Source organism: Gammaproteobacteria bacterium (assembly GCA_033720895.1).
GTDB lineage: Bacteria > Pseudomonadota > Gammaproteobacteria > Natronospirales > JAJUFS01 > JAWWBS01.
Map to the genome: position 1 here is coordinate 1 of JAWWBS010000034.1, position 22082 is coordinate 22082.

Annotated in this window: 23 protein-coding genes and 1 tRNA gene; 16 read left to right on the forward strand and 8 right to left on the reverse strand. The window is 61.5% G+C overall.

Annotated elements, in window-relative coordinates; all coding sequences use genetic code 11:
- Nucleotides 1–713, forward strand: a 713-nt coding sequence (locus R3217_06400; GenBank protein ID MDX1455066.1) for a Crp/Fnr family transcriptional regulator, incomplete at its 5' end; no start/stop codon positions are given.
- Nucleotides 714–719: 6 nt separating this feature from the next.
- Here R3217_06400 and R3217_06405 read toward each other — a convergent pair.
- The 5 genes from R3217_06405 to R3217_06425 all read right to left on the reverse strand — a co-directional run bounded on the left by R3217_06405 (nucleotide 720) and on the right by R3217_06425 (nucleotide 8452).
- Nucleotides 720–1112 carry a SirB2 family protein gene (locus tag R3217_06405; protein ID MDX1455067.1) on the reverse strand — a complete coding sequence of 131 codons (393 nt, stop codon included), beginning with the start codon at nucleotides 1110–1112 and terminating at the stop codon, nucleotides 720–722.
- 37 nt (nucleotides 1113–1149) lie between these two features.
- Nucleotides 1150–2385 carry an NnrS family protein gene (locus tag R3217_06410; protein ID MDX1455068.1) on the reverse strand — a complete coding sequence of 412 codons (1236 nt, stop codon included), beginning with the start codon at nucleotides 2383–2385 and terminating at the stop codon, nucleotides 1150–1152.
- Between the two features lie 73 nt (nucleotides 2386–2458).
- A complete protein-coding gene (locus R3217_06415) occupies nucleotides 2459–5617 on the reverse strand; it encodes an EAL domain-containing protein (protein ID MDX1455069.1) in 3159 nt (1052 codons plus the stop codon).
- A gap of 180 nt (nucleotides 5618–5797) precedes the next feature.
- Nucleotides 5798–8083, reverse strand: a complete 2286-nt coding sequence (locus tag R3217_06420) for a nitric-oxide reductase large subunit (GenBank protein ID MDX1455070.1) — start codon at nucleotides 8081–8083, stop codon at nucleotides 5798–5800.
- A gap of 24 nt (nucleotides 8084–8107) precedes the next feature.
- Nucleotides 8108–8452, reverse strand: a complete 345-nt coding sequence (locus tag R3217_06425) for a chorismate mutase (GenBank protein MDX1455071.1) — start codon at nucleotides 8450–8452, stop codon at nucleotides 8108–8110.
- Between the two features lie 135 nt (nucleotides 8453–8587).
- Between R3217_06425 and R3217_06430 the strand changes: the two genes are divergently transcribed.
- On the forward strand, nucleotides 8588–9109 hold the full coding sequence (locus tag R3217_06430; protein MDX1455072.1) for an SCP2 sterol-binding domain-containing protein: 522 nt from the start codon (nucleotides 8588–8590) through the stop codon (nucleotides 9107–9109).
- Here R3217_06430 and R3217_06435 read toward each other — a convergent pair.
- Nucleotides 9076–9996, reverse strand: a complete 921-nt coding sequence (locus tag R3217_06435; GenBank protein ID MDX1455073.1) for a U32 family peptidase — start codon at nucleotides 9994–9996, stop codon at nucleotides 9076–9078. The genes R3217_06430 and R3217_06435 overlap by 34 nt on opposite strands.
- Nucleotides 9993–10988, reverse strand: a complete 996-nt coding sequence (locus R3217_06440) for a peptidase U32 family protein (GenBank protein MDX1455074.1) — start codon at nucleotides 10986–10988, stop codon at nucleotides 9993–9995. Before R3217_06440 ends, R3217_06435 begins: the two co-directional genes overlap by 4 nt.
- A gap of 119 nt (nucleotides 10989–11107) precedes the next feature.
- Here R3217_06440 and R3217_06445 point away from each other — a divergent pair, with 119 nt between their 5' ends.
- A complete protein-coding gene (locus R3217_06445) occupies nucleotides 11108–11338 on the forward strand; it encodes a DUF2249 domain-containing protein (GenBank protein ID MDX1455075.1) in 231 nt (76 codons plus the stop codon).
- A 17-nt stretch (nucleotides 11339–11355) separates the two neighbouring features.
- Here R3217_06445 and R3217_06450 read toward each other — a convergent pair whose 3' ends face one another.
- Nucleotides 11356–12738: a phosphomannomutase gene (locus tag R3217_06450; protein MDX1455076.1), complete on the reverse strand. Its 1383-nt coding sequence runs from the start codon at nucleotides 12736–12738 to the stop codon at nucleotides 11356–11358.
- A 134-nt stretch (nucleotides 12739–12872) separates the two neighbouring features.
- On the opposite strand from R3217_06450, the gene R3217_06455 reads away from it, so the two are divergent.
- The 13 genes from R3217_06455 to R3217_06515 all read left to right on the forward strand — a co-directional run.
- On the forward strand, nucleotides 12873–14813 hold the full coding sequence (locus tag R3217_06455; GenBank protein ID MDX1455077.1) for a pyridoxal-dependent decarboxylase: 1941 nt from the start codon (nucleotides 12873–12875) through the stop codon (nucleotides 14811–14813).
- A gap of 129 nt (nucleotides 14814–14942) precedes the next feature.
- Nucleotides 14943–15464 carry a 3-hydroxyacyl-[acyl-carrier-protein] dehydratase FabA gene (gene fabA, locus R3217_06460; GenBank protein ID MDX1455078.1) on the forward strand — a complete coding sequence of 174 codons (522 nt, stop codon included), beginning with the start codon at nucleotides 14943–14945 and terminating at the stop codon, nucleotides 15462–15464.
- A 10-nt stretch (nucleotides 15465–15474) separates the two neighbouring features.
- Nucleotides 15475–16689 (forward strand): beta-ketoacyl-ACP synthase I, encoded by a 1215-nt coding sequence (fabB, locus tag R3217_06465; protein ID MDX1455079.1) that lies wholly within the window; start codon nucleotides 15475–15477, stop codon nucleotides 16687–16689.
- Between the two features lie 90 nt (nucleotides 16690–16779).
- Nucleotides 16780–16854: transfer RNA gene (locus tag R3217_06470), tRNA-Val, on the forward strand.
- 98 nt (nucleotides 16855–16952) lie between these two features.
- Nucleotides 16953–17684 carry a DUF4197 domain-containing protein gene (locus R3217_06475; GenBank protein MDX1455080.1) on the forward strand — a complete coding sequence of 244 codons (732 nt, stop codon included), beginning with the start codon at nucleotides 16953–16955 and terminating at the stop codon, nucleotides 17682–17684.
- 183 nt (nucleotides 17685–17867) lie between these two features.
- Nucleotides 17868–18347, forward strand: a complete 480-nt coding sequence (locus R3217_06480) for a Na+/H+ antiporter subunit E (protein MDX1455081.1) — start codon at nucleotides 17868–17870, stop codon at nucleotides 18345–18347.
- The gene (locus R3217_06485; protein MDX1455082.1) at nucleotides 18347–18640 is read left to right on the forward strand and encodes a monovalent cation/H+ antiporter complex subunit F; all 294 of its coding nucleotides are present in this window, start codon (nucleotides 18347–18349) and stop codon (nucleotides 18638–18640) included. The genes R3217_06480 and R3217_06485 overlap by 1 nt, the downstream gene beginning before the upstream one ends.
- The gene (mnhG, locus tag R3217_06490) at nucleotides 18637–18981 is read left to right on the forward strand and encodes a monovalent cation/H(+) antiporter subunit G (GenBank protein ID MDX1455083.1); all 345 of its coding nucleotides are present in this window, start codon (nucleotides 18637–18639) and stop codon (nucleotides 18979–18981) included. Before R3217_06485 ends, mnhG begins: the two co-directional genes overlap by 4 nt.
- Nucleotides 18978–19541, forward strand: a complete 564-nt coding sequence (locus R3217_06495; GenBank protein ID MDX1455084.1) for a DUF4040 domain-containing protein — start codon at nucleotides 18978–18980, stop codon at nucleotides 19539–19541. The genes mnhG and R3217_06495 overlap by 4 nt, the downstream gene beginning before the upstream one ends.
- Complete coding sequence (locus tag R3217_06500; protein ID MDX1455085.1) at nucleotides 19538–19957, forward strand: Na(+)/H(+) antiporter subunit B; 420 nt, start codon at nucleotides 19538–19540, stop codon at nucleotides 19955–19957. Before R3217_06495 ends, R3217_06500 begins: the two co-directional genes overlap by 4 nt.
- Nucleotides 19954–20313, forward strand: a complete 360-nt coding sequence (locus R3217_06505) for a cation:proton antiporter subunit C (GenBank protein ID MDX1455086.1) — start codon at nucleotides 19954–19956, stop codon at nucleotides 20311–20313. Before R3217_06500 ends, R3217_06505 begins: the two co-directional genes overlap by 4 nt.
- Nucleotides 20310–21800, forward strand: coding sequence for a monovalent cation/H+ antiporter subunit D family protein (locus R3217_06510; protein MDX1455087.1), 1491 nt, complete (start codon nucleotides 20310–20312; stop codon nucleotides 21798–21800). The genes R3217_06505 and R3217_06510 overlap by 4 nt, the downstream gene beginning before the upstream one ends.
- On the forward strand, nucleotides 21800–22082 hold a 283-nt coding region (locus tag R3217_06515), incomplete at its 3' end, for a monovalent cation/H+ antiporter subunit D family protein (protein MDX1455088.1). The genes R3217_06510 and R3217_06515, both read left to right, overlap by 1 nt.

Sequence of the window (22082 nt, forward strand, 5' to 3'; positions counted from 1 at the left end):
GAAAACGAAACCTGGAATTTTGGAAGGCGATGCTGGACATAGACGCACTCAAGCAGGTGGAACTGTTGAGCGAACTGGATGACGCCGGCCTGCAGCGCATGGCCGATGCCGCCATCCGCAAGCAACTCGATGCCGACCAGATCCTGTTCAACCATGGCGAGGAAGCGCAGTACTTCTACCGGGTGGAAAGCGGCAGCATCAAGCTGTCGCGACTGGCACCGAACGGCCAGGAGAAGGTCATCGAGGTGTTGCGCAAGGGCAACACCTTTGCCGAAGCCGTGATGTTCTTCGAAACACCTGCCTATCCTGTCGACGCGACAGCGCTGGAGAAAACCACCGTCATCGGCCTCGACGGCCGCGTGTTCGTGGACATCCTGCGACAGTCGCCGGATACGGCCTTTTCCCTGATGGGCACGCTGGCGATGCGACTGCACCGGCGAGTCAACGAGATCGACTCCCTGTCGCTGCAGAATTCGACGCTGCGCGTCATCAACTTCCTGCTGCAGTCGCTGGAACAGCAAGCGGCCGATGATCGTGACGCCGTGCATCTCGATACCACCAAGAAACTCGTCGCTGCCCGCCTCTCCATCCAGCCGGAAACCTTTTCCCGCGCCCTGAACCAGCTGCAGGAAAAAGGCGCCATTGCCGTAAAGGGCGCGGACATCCACATCATCGACAGCACGCTGTTGCGCGAACTGGCCATCGACCTGTGACACCCTTCAAACCAGCAGGCTGAAGACTCCCAGCGGGTTGTGCGTGCGGGCCACCGAAATGATGAACAGGAACGTTGCGACCGCCAGACCGAAGAACACGATGCGCATGCGCTTTGTCTTCGCACGCTTCAGGGCAAGACTGCCCAGCACGATATAGACCACCAGCAACACGACCTTGACCGTCAGCCAGTGATGCACGAAGGGATACTGGTGCAGGAGCGACATCAGCCACAGCGCCGTCGTCAGCAGCACGGTGTCGACCACGTGCGGCGCAATGCGCAGCAACGGCCTTTCCAGCCAGGGGGACTCCTTCATCATCAGCCCGCCCCGGAAGACGAACAGTGCAAGACTGAGCAGCGCACTCAGGATGTGAATCTTCTTGACGATCAGGTAGAGCATTTTCCATTTCCCCTTGTTCGAATCCGGTAGTGGCTAGTCAACCTGGCTGGCCATCGGCACGTGGCACGAAGTAGATCCATGCATAGCGCCAGGCCCAGAGCAGGAACACAAGCAACCAGCCCGCGGCAGCAAGCTGCAGCAGATCACTTGCCCAGCCAGTCCGAAGCTCTGCGACCAACCGCGTGATGGTCGTCAGCTGGAGCAGCAGGAATATCCACCAGCCTTTCCTGTCCAGTGCCAGCGGACGTCCAGAGTGTCCCATGGTCACTCTCGTCACCATGGCCAGCAGCATGCTGCCGAGGAAACCGAGCGACATGGCATGCAAGGGTGCACGACCCAGGCTGAACCCGGAATCGACGAGCACCAGGCTGGAATCCAGGAAGTAGAATCCCGTCGCAATGACAAGCCAGGCCATGGAGACATGCAACACGCGCAGCAGGGCATTGCCATGACGCTTGCCCGGTCGCCAGCGCCAGGCAAATGCCAGCGACAATCCGAACAGCGTGGCATCTGGCAGCCAATGCAAGCCGGCCAGCGGTTCGACGGCTACACGCAACAAGGCCGCAGCCACGAACAGGCGCAGCAACGAATCCGGTCGCCAGATTTCGTAGCCAGGCACGACACGCGATGTGAAAAACGGAATCATGCGATGGCAGACGCCAATGAACACGATCAGCAGGAACCCCCAGAGACCCATCGCCTTCAGCCATGGCCACCAGGAATAGTCGCCTGCCAGCAGCATGACGCCCATGCCCGCGGCGCCCAGCAGGCCACAGCACATGCCCAGCCAGACTATGCCGGCATGAATGACCGGCGCCTCGCACTGCCACCAGCTCCAGGCAAAGCCACCCACCATCGCCAGCCAGCCCACAGCCAGCACCAGCCAGCCGGCCGCCGCCAGCGGCATCGACAGGTAACTGCCCGCCAGCAACAGCATCAGGCCGACATGCAGGCTCGACAGCGCCAGCATCTGGACGGACAAGGGAATATCGGGCGCAACCTGCCAGCGTGGATAGACGGTCAACAGGAAACCGAACATGAAGGGCGTGAACACGACGTACAGCATCAAGGAGCCATGGGTGATGAGCGCCGGAACCACGGGTTCCAGCACGCCACCTGCGAAGCTGCGTGCCAGCATGATGAGCAACCACCAGGCGGCGACGAGCAGTATGAAGCCGATGCCGGTCGCGAAGAACATGCGATGCGGCGCTGCTGCGAGAGATTGCCAGTCCGGTTTCAGGCGGCGCGTCGCCTGTGTACTGTTGTCAGTCATGCCTGCCTGCCATGATGCTCGTTGTTCGAGCTGCCATTATTCATGGCAATGAAGGTGTCGGCATTGATCGACATCAAGACCCGGTATCACCTCCCGATACCAGCTTGAGGCTGCCGCCGACCAGCATGCTGCGAAGCTCTTCCAGCGGTACAGGCCTTGCCATGAGAAAGCCCTGGCCTTCCTCGCAACCTTCGGCGAACAGGAATTCGCGCTGCGCATCTTCCTCGATTCCCTCGGCGATCAGCGTGAGCTTGAGGCCATGCGCCATGCCGATGATGGTACGCACGATTGCCGCGTCATGTTCGCTGCCTGGCAGGCCGCGGACAAAGGACTGGTCGATCTTCAGGAAATCAAGCGACAAATGCTTGAGGTAGTTGAGCGAACTGTAACCCGTGCCGAAGTCGTCGATTGCCACCGTGAATCCGGCGTCGTGGAGATCGCTTGTCAACTGCTCCGCGAGAGCGGGATCCTGCATCAGCATGGTCTCCGTCAACTCGATTTCGAACCACTCCGGATGTGCTCCCCGCTCGCGCACCCTGTCAGTCAGCTCGGTCGCGAAATCCCGGTTCAACAACTGCCTGGCAGACACGTTGATCGCGATTCGCCGCCCCTGCATCAGGCCTTTCCCAAGCGACAAGGCGGCGTCTGCCGCGGCATCGACCACGTACCAGCCGATCGGGCCGATCATGCCGCTCTCCTCAGCGACGGGAATGAAGCGTCCCGGCGAGATGACTTCTCCGTCAGGCCGCGTCCAGCGCAACAGTGCTTCCATGCCGATGATCCTGCCGGTCTGCAAGTGGACACGCGGCTGGAAATTCAGATGGAACTCCTCGTTTTCCAGCGCGTCGCGCAGCCTGTTGGCGATCCAGAGATTGCCAGCCGCGTCGCCGCGCATGGTTTCGTCGAAATAAAGAAGCTGGTTTCGCCCCCGCGCCTTGGCATGACCGACCGCCAGCTCGGCAGTCTGGAACAACTCCTCCGCGGTGCGGGCATCCTGTGGACAGCAGGCAACACCTGCCGTGACGGAAACGTAGAGCGGATTGTCATCGACCAGGAACGGCTTCTCCATCTCGACCAGCAGGTCATTGCAGAACTTGGAAAGACCTGACACGGAATCGCCAGGAAAAAACAGCGCGAATCGATCGCTGCCCAGCCGCGCCAGGATGCCCTGGTCGGCGAGCAACATGTCGAGACGAGCAGCCGTCGACTTCAGAAGCTCGTCACCGATATCGTAACCAAGGTTCACGTTGATGGAGCGGAAGCGATCGATATCCAGCAACACCAGCGCGCCACCGGAATCCTCGCTGTCGAGCATCTCCTGCATGACGACCATCACGCGTTCCCTGCTGAGCAAGCCGGTCAGCAGGTCATGGTTGGCCCGGTAACGCAACGCAGCCTCATGCTCGAGACGCTGGGTAATGTTCTTGATCGCTCCCAGCATGCGCACCGGATTACCTTCTTCGTCCTTGAGAATCACGCCGGCATCCTCGACATGAATGAAGCGGTCCTCCAGTCCCAGTCGATAGTGACGCTTGAAGCGGCCACGCTCGTCCAGCAGATCCTCGCCAGGAACCTGCTCGGGCAGCCTGTCATCCGGATGAATGCGTTCGATCCAGTTCGCCAGCGCCGTCTCCCCGGTTGGCGCCGTGCGCAGCCCGGTGCTGTCCTCGAGTGCGCCAGCCCACTCGATGTGCCCCGAGCCAATGTTGCAATCGTAGATCAGCTCGCCCGTCTGCTCCGCCACCAGGCGGAAGCGACGCTCGCTGTCTGCCAGTCTCCGCGCAGCACGCCGTGCGCTGCCAAGCTGCAACAAGGCGGCACCGAACAAACCGGCGGACAGGATGCCGGCCAGCAACATCAGCAAGCTCAGCCACGGCAGGCGATTTTCGAGATGCTGCCTGGAAGGCCGCAAACTTGCCAGCCACTCCACGCCCATCGCCTGGAAACGATGATCCACAGCCAGTCGCGATGCGACCGGGGAAGCCGTTGCTTCGTGATAGTTCCGGAAGACGATCCTGTCCTTGTATCTGATGACAACCTCGAAATTTGCCGCCACCTGGGATACCAGTTGATCGAACTGCGGCTTCATCTCGACGCCCACGACCATCCAGCCGAGGAACTCGGCGCCCTGGCTGAGCGGAAACAACAGCATGACGCCCTCTTCGCCACGAAGCAGCGGCATGGGTTCGCTGACGAGCACCTGTTCGACCGTTCTCGCACGCTCCAGCAACTGGGAATGCAGCGAATCGCTGCCGAAGTTCGTGCCATCAAGATCGAGTTCGGAACCTGACAGCAAGCTCCACCGGACGATTTCGTCGGGACCGACAATCAGCACGCCCAGCAGCTCGGGGTAGGATGAGAGGTAGTTCTCGGCATCGACGCGCCAGGTCGCCCTCTCCAGCTGACTTTCATGCAGCATGTAGCGAGTGGCCATCCGGTCCAGCGCGGCGAGACGCTCCTCCTGCTGCTGGCGCAGGGCCGACTCCAGCCGCTCTGCATGATCCTGTGTCTCCGCGAGAATGATGGTCTGTTCCTTTTCGACCAGGAACATCCACAGGTTGAAACTGCTTGCCAGTACCAGCATGAATGCGAGCTGCGGCACCAGCATCATTGCATTGCTCCAGTCGATATCGCTCGCAGCGAGCACCGTGGCAAGCAGGGCCAGGAGGAAGGAAAACAGCATCACGATTTCCGCAGCCGTTGGTCGACGATGCAGCAGCTTGCTGGCCGTGACATCAAGTACGGTTGCCTCGACCAGCCACGCGCCGGCGACAATCACGAAGGCGGCGATACAGACCGCAACCCCGAACTGCAGGTAAGACGGTCTCACCTCGCGGCGGGCAAGCTGGAAAATCACGAAACCTGTGAAGAAGAACGGCCCGGCGACATTGAGTGGCAGGGACTGGAATTCAAGCATCCAGCGCCCGAGTGTCGTGACGCCTGCCCCGAGTCCCGAGTAGGCGAGCAGCAATGACAGCAAGCCAAAGGTGCCGGCCAGCATCAGGAAGAGGCCCGCAAGCGCCGATATACGGAGCCGGCCGAGTTGCAATCCCAGCACCCCGAGCGCACCGACTGCCATGCCCAGCACACTCAAGGCGGAAAGCTGACCCGGATTGCCGGCTCCAGGCAGCAGCACGGGGATGCCAAGCAGCAGCACGGCCAGGAAACAAGCAGCCAGCGCACAGCGCGACACGAGCTTCACGTAACTCCCTCTGGCCTCATCCCACGTCATGGCAGCCTCCACAGTCTCATCCCGGTACGAAGTTTAGGATTGCACAAGAATTTATTGTAAATACCCTAACATCGATGAAAAAGAAATTTTTGCCAATATTCCCAAAAAGAAATGCCACGGCGTTAAGCCGTGGCATTCCATTGACTGCTACGAACGCAGCCAGCTCGCATGCTCGAGGGATCAGTCGGCGCTGATCGCCCCGTCTGCAAGCACGCCCTCTTCCTGGCGCTTGCGCCGTGGGCCGATGAACAACCGAACCACGAACCAGGCGATCGCCAGCACACCGACGCTGAAGAGGATGTCACCCGGTACACGCATCCACACGAAGGCATGCATCAGTGGCTGCTGCACGAACTCGGCCGAGCGGGCGAACCAGAAGCCTTCGGTGACGCTGGCCCAGACCTGGTAGAGACCCATCGGCAGCAGGCTGAACAAGGCCATCGCGGCAAGACCGCCGTTCAGCGACCAGAACGCTGTCTTCAGCAGGCTCTCGTCCCATTCCTGGCGATACGTCAGGCCGCGCAGGCAGAACAGCATCAGGCCGATGCCCAGCATGCCGTACACGCCGAACAGTGCGGTGTGGCCATGCAGCGCCGTCGTGTTCAGGCCCTGCATGTAGTACAGCGCCAGTGGCGGGTTGATCAGGAAGCCGAACAGGCCGGCACCCACCAGGTTCCAGAACGCGACCGCGATGAAGAACAGGATGGGCCACTTGTAGATGCGCACCCAGGGAGCGGCATACGACAGCTTGTAGTTCTCCCAGGCTTCGAAGCCGATCAGTACCAGCGGCACGATTTCCAGCGCCGAGAAGGTCGCACCGAGTGCGATCACGGCGGTCGGCGTGCCGGTGAAGTACAGGTGGTGGAAGGTACCGAGGATGCCACCGGTCAGGAACACGATCGTGGCGAACAGGATCGCGGTGACCGCGTGGCTGGTCTTCACCAGGCCAAGGCGCGTGAACAGGAAGGCGATGACTGCCGTGGCGAACACTTCGAAGAAGCCTTCGACCCACAGGTGCACCACCCACCAGCGCCAGTACTCGACCATGGCGAGGTGCGTTTCCTGGCCCCACATCAGGCCGGCACCATAGAACAGGCCGATGGCGATGACCGACAGGAACAGGATGACAACCAGCGGACGGCCCTCGTCCTTGTTCTTGAGTGCCGGCCACAATGCGCGACCCATCAGCACCAGCCAGAGCATCAGGCCGATGAACAGGAAGATCTGCCAGAAGCGGCCGAGATCGACGTACTCATAACCCTGGTGACCGAACCAGAAGTTGATGTCCAGGCCGAGCTTCTGCATCACGGCGAACCACTGCCCTGCCATGGAGCCGACCACGATGATCAGCAGGCAGACGAACAGGAAGTTCACGCCAAGGCGCTGGAACTTCGGTTCATGCCCGGAAATCGCCGGCGCGATGTACAGGCCCGTGGCCAGCCAGGCAGTCGCGATCCAGAACACCGCAAGCTGCGTGTGCCAGGTGCGGGTGACGGCATACGGCAGGACGTCAGCCAGGTTGAAGCCATAGAAGGAATGACCCTCCACTGCGTAGTGCGCCGTGATCGCACCCAGCAATACCTGCACGGCGAACAAAGCCGCCACGACGAAGAAGTACTTGATGGTCGCCTTCATCGATGGCGTCGGCTTCAGGTTGTGCAAGGGATCGATGCTTGGCGGCGTCGGACGCTCGTCGTGCTCCATGCTGCGCGCGTGGTACCAGACCAGCGCACCGATACCGGCCAGCAGCACCATGATGGAAATGATGGTCCACATGAACGCGGCACCCGTCGGCTTGTTGCCGACCAGCGGCTCCGACGGCCAGTTCGCCGTGTAGGTGATCGTGTCGTTCGGGCGATTCGTGGTTGCCGCCCAGGCCGACCAGAAGAAGAATGCACCCAGCGCCTCGCGACGCGACGGGTCCTCGACCGGATTGTTGCGGATGGCGTAATCCTCGCGCAGCGCCTCGTAATCCGGATGATCACTGAACAGCTTTGCGTAGTGCGCGGCCGTCTGCATGATGGCCATGGCACGATTGTTCGAAATGCTCACCGTGTCCGATTTCTCGTCGTAGGTGTTGCTGCGCATCTCGGTCTTGAGCCGCGCTTCCAGGCCGGCCTGTGCCTCGACATCCAGCGCTGCGTACTTCACGCCATATTCCTGCTCCGACCAGATGTCGAGCAGTGCAACAGCTTCGCGATGCAGCCAGTCAGCGGTCCAGTCCGGCGCCACGTAGGCACCATGACCCCAGATGGAGCCCTGCTGGTGACCACCCGTGGACTGCCAGACCTTGCGGCCCTTCTGTATGTCGTCATAGGTGTAGAGAGTGATGCCGCTGTCCGCGACATAGGCTTGCGGCACCGGCGGCATGGTGCGGTAGATCTCGCCGCCCATCCAGCCGAGGATGCCAAAGGACACTGTCATGATTGCTGCCAGTGTCCACCACAACCGTTTTGTATCAGTCATGACACTTACCTCTTTAAGTAGAAATCACCGGTTTCCCGGCGCTTGATCGAAAGTTTCCATGCCAGCAGCGCTTTCTGCCTTGATCTCCATCAAGCCCTTCCCCGGATCAACGCCGCGGACATGCTCGAACATCTGGCGGTAAAGGCTGCGAATGATCGAGTCAGGCACACCCATGGACAGGCCCAGGTCCAGTGCTTGCGAAAGCACTTCCTTTTCGCGCTGCCGGTCGATCAGTGGCAGCTGCCGGGCCTGCTTGTAAGCACGGATGTCACGCATGATCTCGAAGCGACGCGCCAGCAGGATCACCAGCTGGGTATCGATAAGTCTCATGCGCGCACGCATGTCCAGTAACTCCCAGCTGGTTTCCATCGGTGTCCTCTTGCGCGTCGCAACTAGCGAATGTGCTCGCAAGATACGGATCAGGCCTGTGAACGGCCTTGACCTGCATCAAGGCCAGGTGACACGACGGGTGGGAGGATTGCGAAAAGCCAGGAGGGTCTCGTGATGCAAAGCAATCCATCGACCGGGCATGACACCCGCGCCGAAGCCTGTCCGCGCCTGCCGAACGTCTTCCGACATCTCGGCAAGGGGATGCCACGGACTGCCTTGCAACTGCCAGTTGAGCGACTGCTGCAACATGTATTTGCCAGTTACCTGGAGCAGGGAGAGCTGGACATGCTTGCCGGAAGCGAGTTTGCCGTGGTCGTGGACGATCTCGGCATTCGCCTGGGCTTCAGCAAGTCCGGTACACGGTTGGTTGTTACCAGTGGCCGGCAGCCCGACGTGGAGATCCGCGGGCCGCTGGCGGCCTTCCTGTGGCTCGCTGTCAAACGCGTCGATGCGGATACCCTGTTCTTTCATCGCCACCTGGTAATGGAAGGCGACACCGAGCTGGGACTGATCATAAAGAACCTGCTGGACGCCACGGACCTGGCCGCCCTGCCCCCACCCCTGTTGCGCGTGATGGAATGGGCCGCCGATCGCGTCCCGGCTCAGCCCCCCGGTGCCGGCGCCATTCCCGGCTGACCGAACCAGTAACCCGCGACCAGGTTCTCTCCCGGAAGCGTCGCGGGCTTGCCATCGAGCAGGTCGGCATAAACGGTCACGACATCGAGGAAATCGTCGCCCGTCGGCGACAAGCGCAGCCGAGTCGCACCTGCCGCTTCAAGCGATTCAACATCTGTAACGGCATGCACGGCATCCGACTGGACCTGGATCCCGTTCAGTCGCAGGAAGGGCTCGCCATCACGTGTCCTGGCGGGAAGCCCCTGCGGATTTTCGAGACAGGCAAAGCGGCAGGTATCCTTGGTGCGGCCGTGGTAGCGCGCCGTGAAGCAACGTGCCGAGTGCGCCAGCGGCAGGCGCCCGTAACCGAACACCTCGGTTTCCACGCGGCTTTCCGAAGCGTAGCCACGCAGCTCGCTGAATTCATCGAGGATGGCGCGAATGCTTTCAGCGGAAAGCTCGACCGGTGGCACCCACCGTTGCAGGCCCTTTGACACCAGTGTGGACAAGGTATGGCCGTTGTAGATATTGACGGTCGGTCCGGTGACGAAACGCTGTTTATGCTCGATCGCGACATCAACGCCAGCAAGATCGTTCGCCTCGATCATGAACCGGAAGTTGGCTGCCAGCTTCTTCAGCATCGACAGTTCCGACCATGCCTCGATCAAGGCCAGCGATGACAACACGACTTCCTTGCCGGAATCGCTCAGCATGCAGCCAAGCTCGAACCAGTCCCCAGCTGACAGCGCACGCCGTTTCGAACAGACGGTCTCACCGATGTACACGGTATCGACAGGCAGCTTCACAAGTGCGGCATAGAAATCCTCGACCTGCTGCTTCGGCCAGAAATACGGTATGGAACCGACAGCCAGCTGCAGCCTGCGCTCCGCCGGATTGACAGTGTTCATTGCCAGCTCCTCGTGTATGCGCCGAGTGTTGTCTGTGCGCCTTCTGATACCGCGGCTAGAACCTGGTCCCAGGCGAGCTGCGTCGTGTAGCCGTCGGGATCACGCAGTACCGCATCGATGGCCGACCGCCATACGCCAGCAACCTGCTTGATGTAGGCAGGACTGCGCTGCCGGCCTTCCAGCTTGATGGCAACCACACCTGCCTTCAGCAAGCGAGGCAGGATGCTCATGGTATTCAGGCTCACCGGTTCTTCAAGGGCATGCAGCATGCGGCCTTCCATGTCGTAACGTCCCTTGCAGACGGTCGGGTACCCCGCCTTGACGCCCGGTTCGAATCGATCGATCAGCTTGCCATTCAAGCGACTCTCCAGCCCGTCCGGCGTGTCGTTCCAGCGCACGAACTTCGCGGGAGAACAGACACCGCAGGTATTGGGCGACTGACCTGTTACGTATGAAGATAACTGGCATCGACCTTCTACCATGATGCACAGACTGCCGAAGCCGAAGACTTCAAGTGGCACGGGACTGTCGTCGACCAGTCTTTCGACCTGTTTCAATGAAAGGACTCTTGGCAATACCGCTCGCTTGATGCCGAACATGCCGTGCATCAGGCGCAAGGACCGCCAGTTTGTCGCCGATCCCTGCACCGAAAGATGCAGGTCGAGGCCTGGATGTCGCGACGCTGCATAATCGAGGACTCCCATGTCCGCAGCGATCAATGCATCCACGTGGACACCTGCCGCAATATCGACAGCCCGCTGCCACTCACACCAGCGACCTGCCTGTGCATACGTGTTTACCGCAAGGAAAAGCTTCCGACCATGCTGCAAGGTCAGTTTGCGAGCATCCTCAAGCTGGCTTGAAGAAAAATTCAGGCCGGGAAAACTGCGCGCATTGGTGCCGTCCCTTAGGCCGACGTAAATCGAATCGGCGCCCGAATTGATTGCTGCATCCAATGCAGCCAGGCTCCCGGCGGGACAGACAAGTTCCATGGCGATCTCCGGTATTTCGACCGGGGCAGACTATGCGAGCTGTCGGAGCAGCACCTTGATTTGAATCAAGGCAGCCGACCGTGGCCATGGCAAAGTGGCGTCGAATGGAGGAGAAGCCCATGCGCGAAATAGAACTCGATGTCCGCGGCAAGCCTGCACCGGAGCCCTTGATCCTGGCAATGGAGGCCGTCGACAGCCTGGGGGAGAATGACATCCTGCGACTTGTCGTGCATCGCGAGCCGCACATGCTGTTCGCAGAACTGTCAGAGAAACGCGTACCCTGGAAAATTGCCGAGCGCGGCAACCCGGACTGGGTCATCCGGATAGGAAAAGGCCTTTTACTGGAATGAGTACCGGCAACTGCCTTTCAGCTTGCTTCGATCCGGCGCAGCAGTTCCTTCGTCTTTGTTTCCAGTAACGACCTGTCGCCACGCGCCTCGACATTGATACGCACCAGCGGCTCGGTATTCGACTTGCGAATATTGAAACGCCAGTCGGCATGGTCGATGGAAAGCCCATCAGTGTAATCAACCCGGTTCGCACCACCGGCGTATTCATCCTCGATACGTTTCAGCAAGGCATCCGGATCATCGACCGTGCGGTTGATTTCACCCGAGCAGGGGTAGCGCTCGATCATGTCATCTACCAGCGCCGACAAGGGCTCGCCCGTCTCGCTCATCAGCGCAGCCACCAGCAGCATCGGTACCATGCCACTGTCGCAATACGAAAATGACTGGAAATAGTGATGCGCGCTCATTTCACCACCATAGATCGCACCCTCGATGCGCATGCGCTCCTTGATGAAGGCATGTCCTGACTTGCTCATGACGGGCTTGCCCCCTGCGCGCGACACCACATCGACCGTGTTCCAGTACAGGCGCGGATCATGCACGACCTTCGCACCCGGGTGGTCGCGCAACAGCCGCTGAGCCAGCAGGCCGATGACGTAATAGCCCTCGATGAAACGGCCGTTCTCGTCCCAGAAGAAGCAGCGATCGAAGTCCCCGTCCCAGGCAATGGCAAAGTCGGCTGCGGCCTCGGCCAGCGCGTCAGCGGTCAGCTGCCGGTTCTCCATCAGCAACGGGTTTGGCACGCCATTCGGAAACTCGCCATCCGGCTCGCCTTGCAGCACGGTAAATTCGAAAGGCAGGTGTTCCCGCAACGTTTCCAGTGCAGGACCGACCGAACCGTTTCCGCAGTTGGCCACGATGCGATAGGGCCTCAGGTCGACAGCTTTCACGTAAGCCAGCAGGTCATCGATGTAGGCAGCCTTGCCATCAAGCTCGATGCGCTTGCCGGGCTTGCGTTCAACGGTCGGTTCCTTTCCCGATTGCACGAAATCCAGCAACTCCTTCAACCCTGTATCGGCCGAGATCGGCCGCGCATCCTCGCGCACCAGTTTCATGCCGTTGTAGTCAGCGGGATTGTGCGAGGCGGTTACTGCAATCCCGCCCTTCAGCTTCTGGTGCGCCACCGCATGGTAGACCTCTTCCGTACCGACCATGCCGAGGTCCATCACGTCGCAACCACTCTCCAGCAAGCCCCGGGTCAATGCAGCGACCATCGTCGGTCCTGACAGGCGAATATCCCTGCCCACGGCAACCTTGCCCGGACCAAACAGCTCGCCATAAGCGAGGCCGATCCGGTACGCGGCGTATTCGTTCAGTTCATCGGGTAGCCGACCCCGGATGTCATAGGCCTTGAACGCCGACGCCAGGTTCGCGGGAAGTTTCTGCTCGGACTCGGACACTCGTGTTCTCTCTATCAATGGACGCGCCACCAGTATACAGCCCCTCCCTGCCCGGACCGCCATTCAACTCGGCGTTGACCTGCGTCAAGGCGAATCGCGCGAACCTGGATTCTAATGCGATGCAGGAGGAAGGCATGAAAGACGGCTTCATCAATTCCCTGTTCCTGGGCCCGTATGGCGAGAACAACGACATCTTCGAAAAGATGTTGCTGGAATTCCTGCGCGACCATGTCTACTGGCGTCGGAATTTCCACCCCGAGGATCCGCCGGCGATCCCGACGCTGGCGGCCAATGATCCCGAATACACCGCCATGATCGCGCGCATGTCGGCCGAGCTGCATCGTCTCAGCGCGGCGCTGAAACGATCCGTGCCGTTTTCATCACCACGCTACATCGGCCACATGGCCAGCGACACGCTGCTGCCGGCATTGATCGCGCAGATGATGACCCTGCCCTACAACCCGAACAACGTGGTCGATGAAGCCGCCCCCGTCACCCTCGACATGGAAATTTCGGCCGGCCTGCAGATTGCCCGCATGCTCGGATTCAACACGAACGAGAGCGAGGCGGATTGCGCCTTCGGCCACATTACCTCCGGCGGTACCGTCGCCAACTACGAAGCCCTGCACATGCAACGGGCCTTGCGCTGCTGGCCGCTGGCCCTGAAGCGCGCGCTGGCGTCCAGTGGCCATGAGCTGGTGCATGGCAAGCAGGACCTCGCCGGGCACGACAGCTGGACGCTGGCCAATCTCTCGACCGACGACATCCTGGTCCTCGCGGACGACTTCCAGGCCATGCTGCAGTCGCTGCCAACCGACGAGGCAAGGTCGCTGCTCAAGGCCGTGAAGCTGGAACGCGTCGAACACCTGGGCTGGCACGAATTTGCCAGCCGTCATCCGGACTGGCAGCCGCCGGTGCTGCTGTTGCCGGTCACGGCGCATTACTCCTGGGCCAAGGCGATGAAGTTGCTGGGCCTTGGTGAGGCACAGCTGAGGGTCATTCCGGAAACCGGCATGCGCATGGACATGGCAGCCCTGGAAACGACGCTCGCCGACTGCGCCGCCAGGCGGCAACCGGTCATCGGCCTGGTAGGCGTGCTGGGCACCACCGAGTACGGCACCGTCGATCCGATTGCCGACATGCTGGCCATCCGCAACCAGATGGCCGAACGCGGCATCTACGCACCCGTGCATGTCGATGGCGCCTGGGGCGGTTACCTGACCAGCCTGTTCCGCAATCCGGATGGCGGCCTGGTGCCACACGAGGAAGTACGGCAGCAGTTCAAGTATTTCCCGAGCGAAACCGTGCATGCGGCATTTGGCGCGCTGGCTCGCACGGAATCGGTCACCATCGATCCGCACAAGCTCGGTTTCGTACCCTTCGGCGCCGGCGCGATTGTCTATCGCGACCAGCGCATGATGCCCTTCGTGGCGCACGATGCCGATTACGTCTTCGACCCGGAACGCCAGGACGACAGCTACCGGGCACGCTTCCGCGCACTCGGCAAATACATTCTCGAGGGCTCGAAAAGCGGCGCAGCGGCCGCCGGTGTCTTTGTCAGCCAGTCGGTGCTGCCACTGGATCGCGACAACCTTGGCCGCATCATCGAGCGGACGCTGCACGCCACCGAGGCCTTTTACGATGCTGCGCTGGCACTTGCCCGCGAACTCGAGAACGATATCTGCCTGCTGCTGCCCATCGAACCGGACAGCAACCTGGCATGCCTGGCCTTCAATGTCCGCGGGAACACGTCCCTGCGGGAGATGAATCGCTTCACTCGCAGGATCATCGACCAGGTCCGGATCGACCCGGGCCAGCCCGTGCAGGTTCGCGAGTTCTTCGGCTCCTACACCACCCTGACCCGCGAGGGCCTCGGTGCGACTCATTTCGCCACCTTGCTGGAGCGACTGGGCATCGAGTCGGCGGACGACCAGGACCGGATCTACATCCTCCGCCACACCCTGATGAATCCCTGGCTGCTGCAGGATATCGACGGCCAGACCCACATCGACCATTACTTCAGCTTCCTCGGCCGGCTGCTGCGTGGCAGCCCGGCGGGTGATGCAGCGCCATAATTCATAATCAAAACAAGCGTTTGAACCTTGCCCGAATCTCGAAATCAGCGTCGATTTTGCGAGACTTCACCCCCCTGTCCCGCGTTATACTCTGCAACTTTCGACAAGCCACCCAGATTCGGGAAGAACATGAGTTTCAAAGACAAGAACAGCTTTACCCGCGAGGAACTGCTCGAGGCCGGCCACGGCAAGATGTTCGGCCCCGGCAATGGCCGCCTGCCGCTGCCCAACATGCTGATGATGGACCGCGTCACCGAGATCACGGCCGACGGCGGCAGCGCCGGCAAGGGCTTCATCCGTGCCGAACTCGACATCAACCCGGATCTCTGGTTCTTCCAGTGCCATTTCGAGGGTGATCCGGTAATGCCGGGCTGCCTGGGCCTGGATGCCATGTGGCAGCTGGTCGGCTTCTACCTTTGCTGGCGCGGCAATCCCGGCCGTGGCCGGGCACTGGGCGCCGGCGAAGTGAAGTTCTTCGGCCAGGTGCTGCCGACCGCCAAGCTGGTGCAGTACGAAATCGAGATCAAGCGACTGGTCGAGCGCAAGCTGATCATGGGCATCGGCGATGCCCGCATGCTGGTCGATGGCCGCGAAATCTATACCGCCAGCGACCTGCGCGTTGGCCTGTTCCAATCCACTGACAGTTTCTGAGGAATATTGCATGCGACGCGTCGTAATTACCGGAATGGGTGTGGTGTCCTGCCTGGGCAACACCCTGGACGAAGTCAGCAAGTCCCTGCGGACGAGCCGCTCGGGAATCATCGCCAACCCGGAGTACGCCGAACTCGGCTTCCGCAGCCAGGTCTCGGCCAAGCCCGAGATCGACATCGATGCGCACATCGACCGCAAGATGAAGCGCTTCATGGGCAATGCTGCAGCCTGGGCCTACATCTCCATGGCCAATGCCATCGAGGATGCCGGCCTGGAAGAGAAGGACGTCTCCAATGAAATGACCGGCATCATCGCCGGCTCCGGCGGCGGTTCGCCGGAATGGCAGATCGAAACAGCCGACATCCTGCGCAACAAGGGCGTGCGCCGTATCGGGCCCTACATGGTCCCGCGCACCATGACCTCGACGGTCTCGGCCTGCCTGGCCACGCCGTTCAAGATCCGCGGCCTGAACTACTCCATCGCCTCGGCCTGCGCCACCTCGGCGCACTGCATCGGCGCCGGCATGGAGCAGATCCAGCTCGGCAAGCAGGACATCGTGTTTGCCGGTGGTGGTGAAGAGCTGCACTGGGGGCTGAGCTGCATGTTCGATGCCATGGGCGCCCTGTCCAGCAAGTACAACGACACCCCGGACAAGGCTTCGCGCGCCTACGACGCGGACCGCGACGGCTTTGTCATCGGCTCCGGTGGCGGCATGGTCGTGCTGGAAGAGCTCGAGCATGCCAAGGCCCGCGGTGCCAAGATCTACGCCGAGGTCGTTGGCTATGGCGCCACGTCTGATGGCCACGACATGGTCGCCCCGTCCGGCGAAGGTGCCGAGCGCTGCATGCAGATGGCATTGAAGACGGTTGATGGCGACATCGACTACCTCAACACCCACGGCACCTCGACCCCGGCCGGCGACAAGGCCGAGATCGGCGCGGTGAAGAACGTGTTCGGCGACAAGATGCCGGCCTTCTCTTCCACCAAGTCGCTGTCCGGCCACTCGCTGGGCGCCGCTGGCGTGCACGAAGCGATCTACTGCCTGCTGATGATGCGCGACGGCTTCAAGGCCGCCTCGGCCAACATCGAGAATCTCGACCCGGCCGCCGAAGGCCTGCCGGTGCTGATGAAGACCGAGGAAGGGCCGATCGAGCGCGTCATGTCCAACAGCTTCGGCTTTGGTGGCACCAACGCCACCCTGGTCATGCAGCGCTACCAGGACTGAGCCTGCGCCAGAGAGGTGAATTGACCGCCGGGGCCGGACCCCCTAAAATGCGCGGCCAGCTCGGGGTTTGTGGCCCGGGCAGCGATTATCGGGTGGTTAGCTCAGCGGTAGAGCACTGCCTTCACACGGCAGGGGTCACTAGTTCGATCCTAGTACCACCCACCAATCGAAGCGGTTCCTGGCAACAGGAGCCGCTTTTTTTTGTCCCGGCACGCCCACTCGCGATGCAGTATTCTCAGGAAAAACACCGCCGGAGATATCCCATGCCGCACACCAGAATCCCCGCCCTGATTTTCATCCTGCTGCCAGGTCTTGCCCTGAGCGCCTGCACCAAGGAAGACCTGCTGCGTGGTGCCGGCCAGGTGGCCGAGCAGATCGGCAGCAACCAGGGCCTGACCCAGGCCGACATCGAAGCCGGCCTGCGCGAAGCACTGAAAGTTGGCACGGGACGGGTGTCCGACGAACTCGGCGCCGTCGATGCCTTCCAGGACGATCCGCTGATCCATATCCCCTTGCCCGCACAGCTTCGCGAGGTGGACGAGGCGCTGAGCAAGATCGGGCTGGGACGTTACGGCGACGAACTCGAACTGAAGCTGAACCGGGCGGCCGAGCGTGCAGCACCCGCTGCCCGTGACGTTTTCTGGTCGGCCATCCGGCAGATGAGCCTGCGGGACGTGATGGACATCTATAACGGCCCGGACGATGCCGCAACGCAGTATTTCAAGCAGGCCATGACCGCCGAGCTGGCCGAGCGCATGCGGCCGATCATCGACGAGGCCATGCTGGAGGTCGGCGCCATCCGCACCTATGACGAAACCATGCAGAAGTACGACGCCCTGCCCTTCCTGCCAGACGTCAAGGCCGACCTGACCGAACACGTGGTCGACGGTGCCCTGGGTGGGCTCTTCCATTACCTGGCCGAGGAAGAAGCGGCGATTCGAAACGACCCGGCAGCTCGCACCACGGAGCTGTTGCGGCGGGTTTTCGGTCGTTAGGCCGGCCAAGAACCCGCTGCTGCAGCGAAAAAGCATTTTTTTTCTGCTGCCCCTATTAATAAGAGTCCCCTTCGGGGATGCTCTCCGCCTCGTCCGGTGCGGCTTCCGTCTGTCGAAAGCCCGTTGCTATAATCCGGCGCCTCGGTTTATTCCAGGCATTCCGGCCAACACGGAGTCTCCATCGTGAAACACGCCATCAGCCTGACAGCAGCCCTGCTCGCCCTGTGGCTGCTGATGTCAGGACATTACGACGCGCTGCTGATTTCGCTGGGCATCGCCTCGACCCTGTTTACCGTCTTTCTCGCCCTGCGCATGGAAGTCGTCGACCACGAGAGCTACCCGGTACACATGACCGGCAAGCTGGTTCGCTTCTGGGCCTGGCTGAGCAAGGAAATCGTGCTGGCCAACATCGACGTGGCCATACGCATCCTGAAGGGCCAGCGCAGCATCAGCCCGCGAACCTTCACGGTGAAGATGCCGCAGCAGACCGACCTCGGGCGGGTGATCTACGCCAATTCGATCACCCTGACGCCAGGCACCGTATCGATGCGGATGGAGGGTAACGAGATTCTCGTCCATGCCCTCGCCCGCGAGACAGCCGAGGACCTGGAGGCCGAGCGCATGGCCCGCCGCGTGCCGGAAGACAAGGAGAAGGCGTCATGATGTATGCCGTTGCTGCCATTGCCATTCTCGCCACCATGGGCCTCGCGCTGGCGCGCGCCATGGCCGGCCCGACCCTGTTCGATCGCATCCTGGCGGTGAACATGTTCGGCACCAAGACGGTGCTGCTGATTGCCGTGTTTGCCTTCCTGTCCGGCCGCACCGACGTGCTCGACATCTCGCTGGTGTATGCCCTGATCAATTTCATCGGCATCGTCGCCGTGCTGAAGCTGGTCGAGCAAGGCAATTTCCATGCTGCCAGCGACAGTGATGACGAACAGGAGGTGCAGTCATGACCGAGCTGCTCGACATTCTCAGCTGGACCTGCCTGGTCGCCGGCGGCCTGCTCGGCATCATCGGCGGCATTGGCATGCACCGCATGCCGGACTTCTTCAGTCGCATGCATGCAGCCGGCCTGGCCGACACCATGGTCGCCGCCCTGATCCTGCTCGGCCTTGCTTTCCAGGCCGGGCTGTCGCTGGTGACCTTCAAGCTGTTCCTGATTTTCGCCTTCCTGTTTTTCACCAGCCCGACAGCTTCGCATGCACTGGCCAACGCCGCCCTGCACAGCGGCCTGCGCGCGCTGGAAGGTGGCCAGGACACGATGGAACGCCATGCAGAAGGAGACGGCTCGTGACCGACATCATCATCGACATCACGCTGCTGGCCTTCCTGGCAGTGATCGCCGTGGCGGTCATTCGCATCCGCAACCTGTTTGCCGTGATCATGCTGTTCGGCATTTTCAGCCTGCTGTCCGCGGGCCTGTTCGTGGTCATGGACGCGGCCGACGTCGCCTTTACCGAGGCTGCGGTAGGCGCCGGCATATCGACCGTGCTGATGCTGGCCACGCTGGCACTGACCAAGGGTTTCGAGGAGAAGGCGCCGAGCCATCGCCCCTGGCTGCCCTTGCTGCTGGTGACCATCACGGGTGCCACGCTGGTCTACGGCACCATGGACCTGCCCGCCTTCGGTGACGCTGACGCTCCGATCCACACCCACGTGGCCGAGCGCTATGTCGAGCAAGGCATGGCAGAGACCGGCGTGCCGAATCTCGTGACCGCCGTGCTGGCCAGCTACCGTGGTTTCGATACGCTCGGCGAAGTCGCCGTGATCTTCACGGCCGGTGTCGGCGTGCTGCTGCTGATCGGCTTGCGTCGTCGCGAGGAAGAGGAAGACGAGCAGGAGGTGAAGGAATGAATCACCATCTCATCCTGCGGGTCATCGCCAAGTTCACCATCCCGCTGATCATCCTGTTTGCGCTGTACGTGCAGTTCCATGGCGACTACAGCCCGGGCGGCGGCTTCCAGGCCGGCGTGATCTTCGGCGCGGCATTCATCCTGTATGGCCTGCTCTATGGCATCGACACGGTAGAGCGCGTGATTCCGCCCGCGGTCATCCGCGTGCTGGCCGGTGTCGGCCTGCTGCTGTACGGCCTGACGGGCGTCGTGGCACTGCTCAAGGGCGGCAACTACCTCAACTACAGCGCCCTGCTGGAAAACGACCTTGCCGGCCAGCACGTCGGCATCATCGTGATCGAGCTGGGCGTCGGCATTACCGTCGCCTCGGTGATGCTGATCATATTCTTTGCCTTTGCCGGGAGGGCCCGCCCATGACCGAGCTGCTCCTCAGCCATTACAACTACTGGATTGTCATCTTCCTGATGATGGCCGGCTTTTTCACCGTGCTCAGCCGCAACAACCTGGTGAAGAAGATTGCCGGACTGAACATTTTCCAGACATCGGTATTCCTGCTGTACATCAGCCTTGGCAACGTCGCGGGTGGCACCACGCCAATCGTGGCCGAAGGCTATGCCAGCTATTCCAATCCGCTGCCGCACGTCCTGATCCTGACCGCCATCGTGGTCGGCGTGGCTACCACCGCGCTTGGCCTGGCGCTGGTCGTTCGCATCAAGGAAGCCTACGGCACCATCGAAGAAGACGAAATTCACGCCAAGGATGAATCGCTGTGACTGACGCAAGCTTTCTCCAGCACCTGAGCGTGCTCGTGGTGGTCGTGCCCCTGCTGGCCGCACCGCTGGTCAGCATGCTGCCCGCCGGCCGCCTGCCGTGGTTCGGCAGCCTGCTGACGACCTGGACGGTGTTCGCGCTCACCATCACCCTGCTGGTCACGGTGCTCGCCAGCGGCCCGATCAGCTACGCGCTGGGTGGCTGGGCGCCGCCCTGGGGTATCGAGTATCGCATCGACGCACTGAACGCCTTCCTGGCCATGCTGGTCGCCGGTATCGGTGCCATCACCCTGCCCTATGCCTGGAAGAGCGTGCCGGCGGAAATCGGCCAGCGGAAACTGCCGCTGTTCTATGCCGCTTTCCTGCTGTGCCTGACCGGCCTGCTGGGCATCGTGATGACCGGCGACATCTTCAACCTGTTCGTGTTCCTGGAGATCTCGTCGCTGTCGACCTATGCACTGGTTGCGATGGGCCGTGATCGCCGCGCCCTGACCGCGGCCTACCAGTACCTGATTCTCGGCACCATCGGCGCGACTTTCTTCCTGATCGGCGTCGGCCTGCTGTTTGCCCAGACGGGCACCCTGAACATGGCCGACATGGCCGAACGCCTGCAGCACGTCGAGGGCATGCGCACCGTCTACACGGCGTTCGCTTTCATCATGGTCGGTGTCGCGCTGAAGCTGGCCCTGTTCCCGCTGCACCTGTGGCTGCCGAACGCCTACACCTATGCTCCGAATGCCATCACCGTCTTCCTCGCGTCCACTGCCACCAAGGTCGCGGTCTACGTCATGCTGCGCATGGTGCTGACGGTGTTCTCGCCGGAGTTCGTGGCCTCGTCCATATTCGCCGACCTGTTCCTGTATGCCGGCGTGGCCGGTGTCATCGGCGCATCGATCTATGCCATCTACCAGCAAAACGCCAAGCGCCTGCTGGCCTATTCCTCGGTCGCACAGATCGGTTACATGGCCATGGGTATCGGTTTCGGCAGCCTGCTCGGTTACAGCGCCACCGTCATCCACGTCTTCAACCACGCCCTGATGAAGGCGGCCCTGTTCATGGGCATTGGCGCAATCATCTATCGCGTCGGTTCCAGCCGCCTGGTCGACATGCGCGGCGTCGGCCGGAAGATGCCGTGGACCATGGTCGGCATTGTTATCGGCGGTCTCAGCCTGATCGGCGTGCCCGGCACGGCCGGTTTCATCAGCAAGTGGTACCTGTTGCTGGCCGCCGTCGAACAACAGCACTGGGCACTCGCCTTCCTGGTACTGATCGGCTCGCTGCTGGCCGTCATCTATGTCTGGAAGATCGTCGAAACCCTGTTTTTCCAGGATACGGAAGAAGACATGCATCCCGAGGTCAAGGAAGCACCGCTGGCGCTGCTGGTCCCGCTGTGGATCATGGTGCTGGCCAACATCTGGTTCGGTTTCGACACCGAATTTTCGGCTGACATTGCCACTACGGCAATCGAACTCCTGAAGGGAGGCCAGTAATGTTGCAGCTTCCCGCATCCGAACTGATCCTCTGGGCCATTGCACTGCCGTTCATTGGCGCCGTTGGCGTTGCACTGACCGGCCGCTGGCCCAACCTGCGCGAGGGCGTGACGCTCGCCACCGGTTCGCTGGTCGCCTGGTTGGCGTTCAGCATTCATGCTGCACTCCGGGCTGGCGACACGGGTCGCGTGGTGCTGGCCGAGCCACTGCCGGGACTGCCAGTAGCCTTCTCGGTCGAACCGCTGGGCATGCTGTTCGCGCTGATCGCCTCGACGCTGTGGA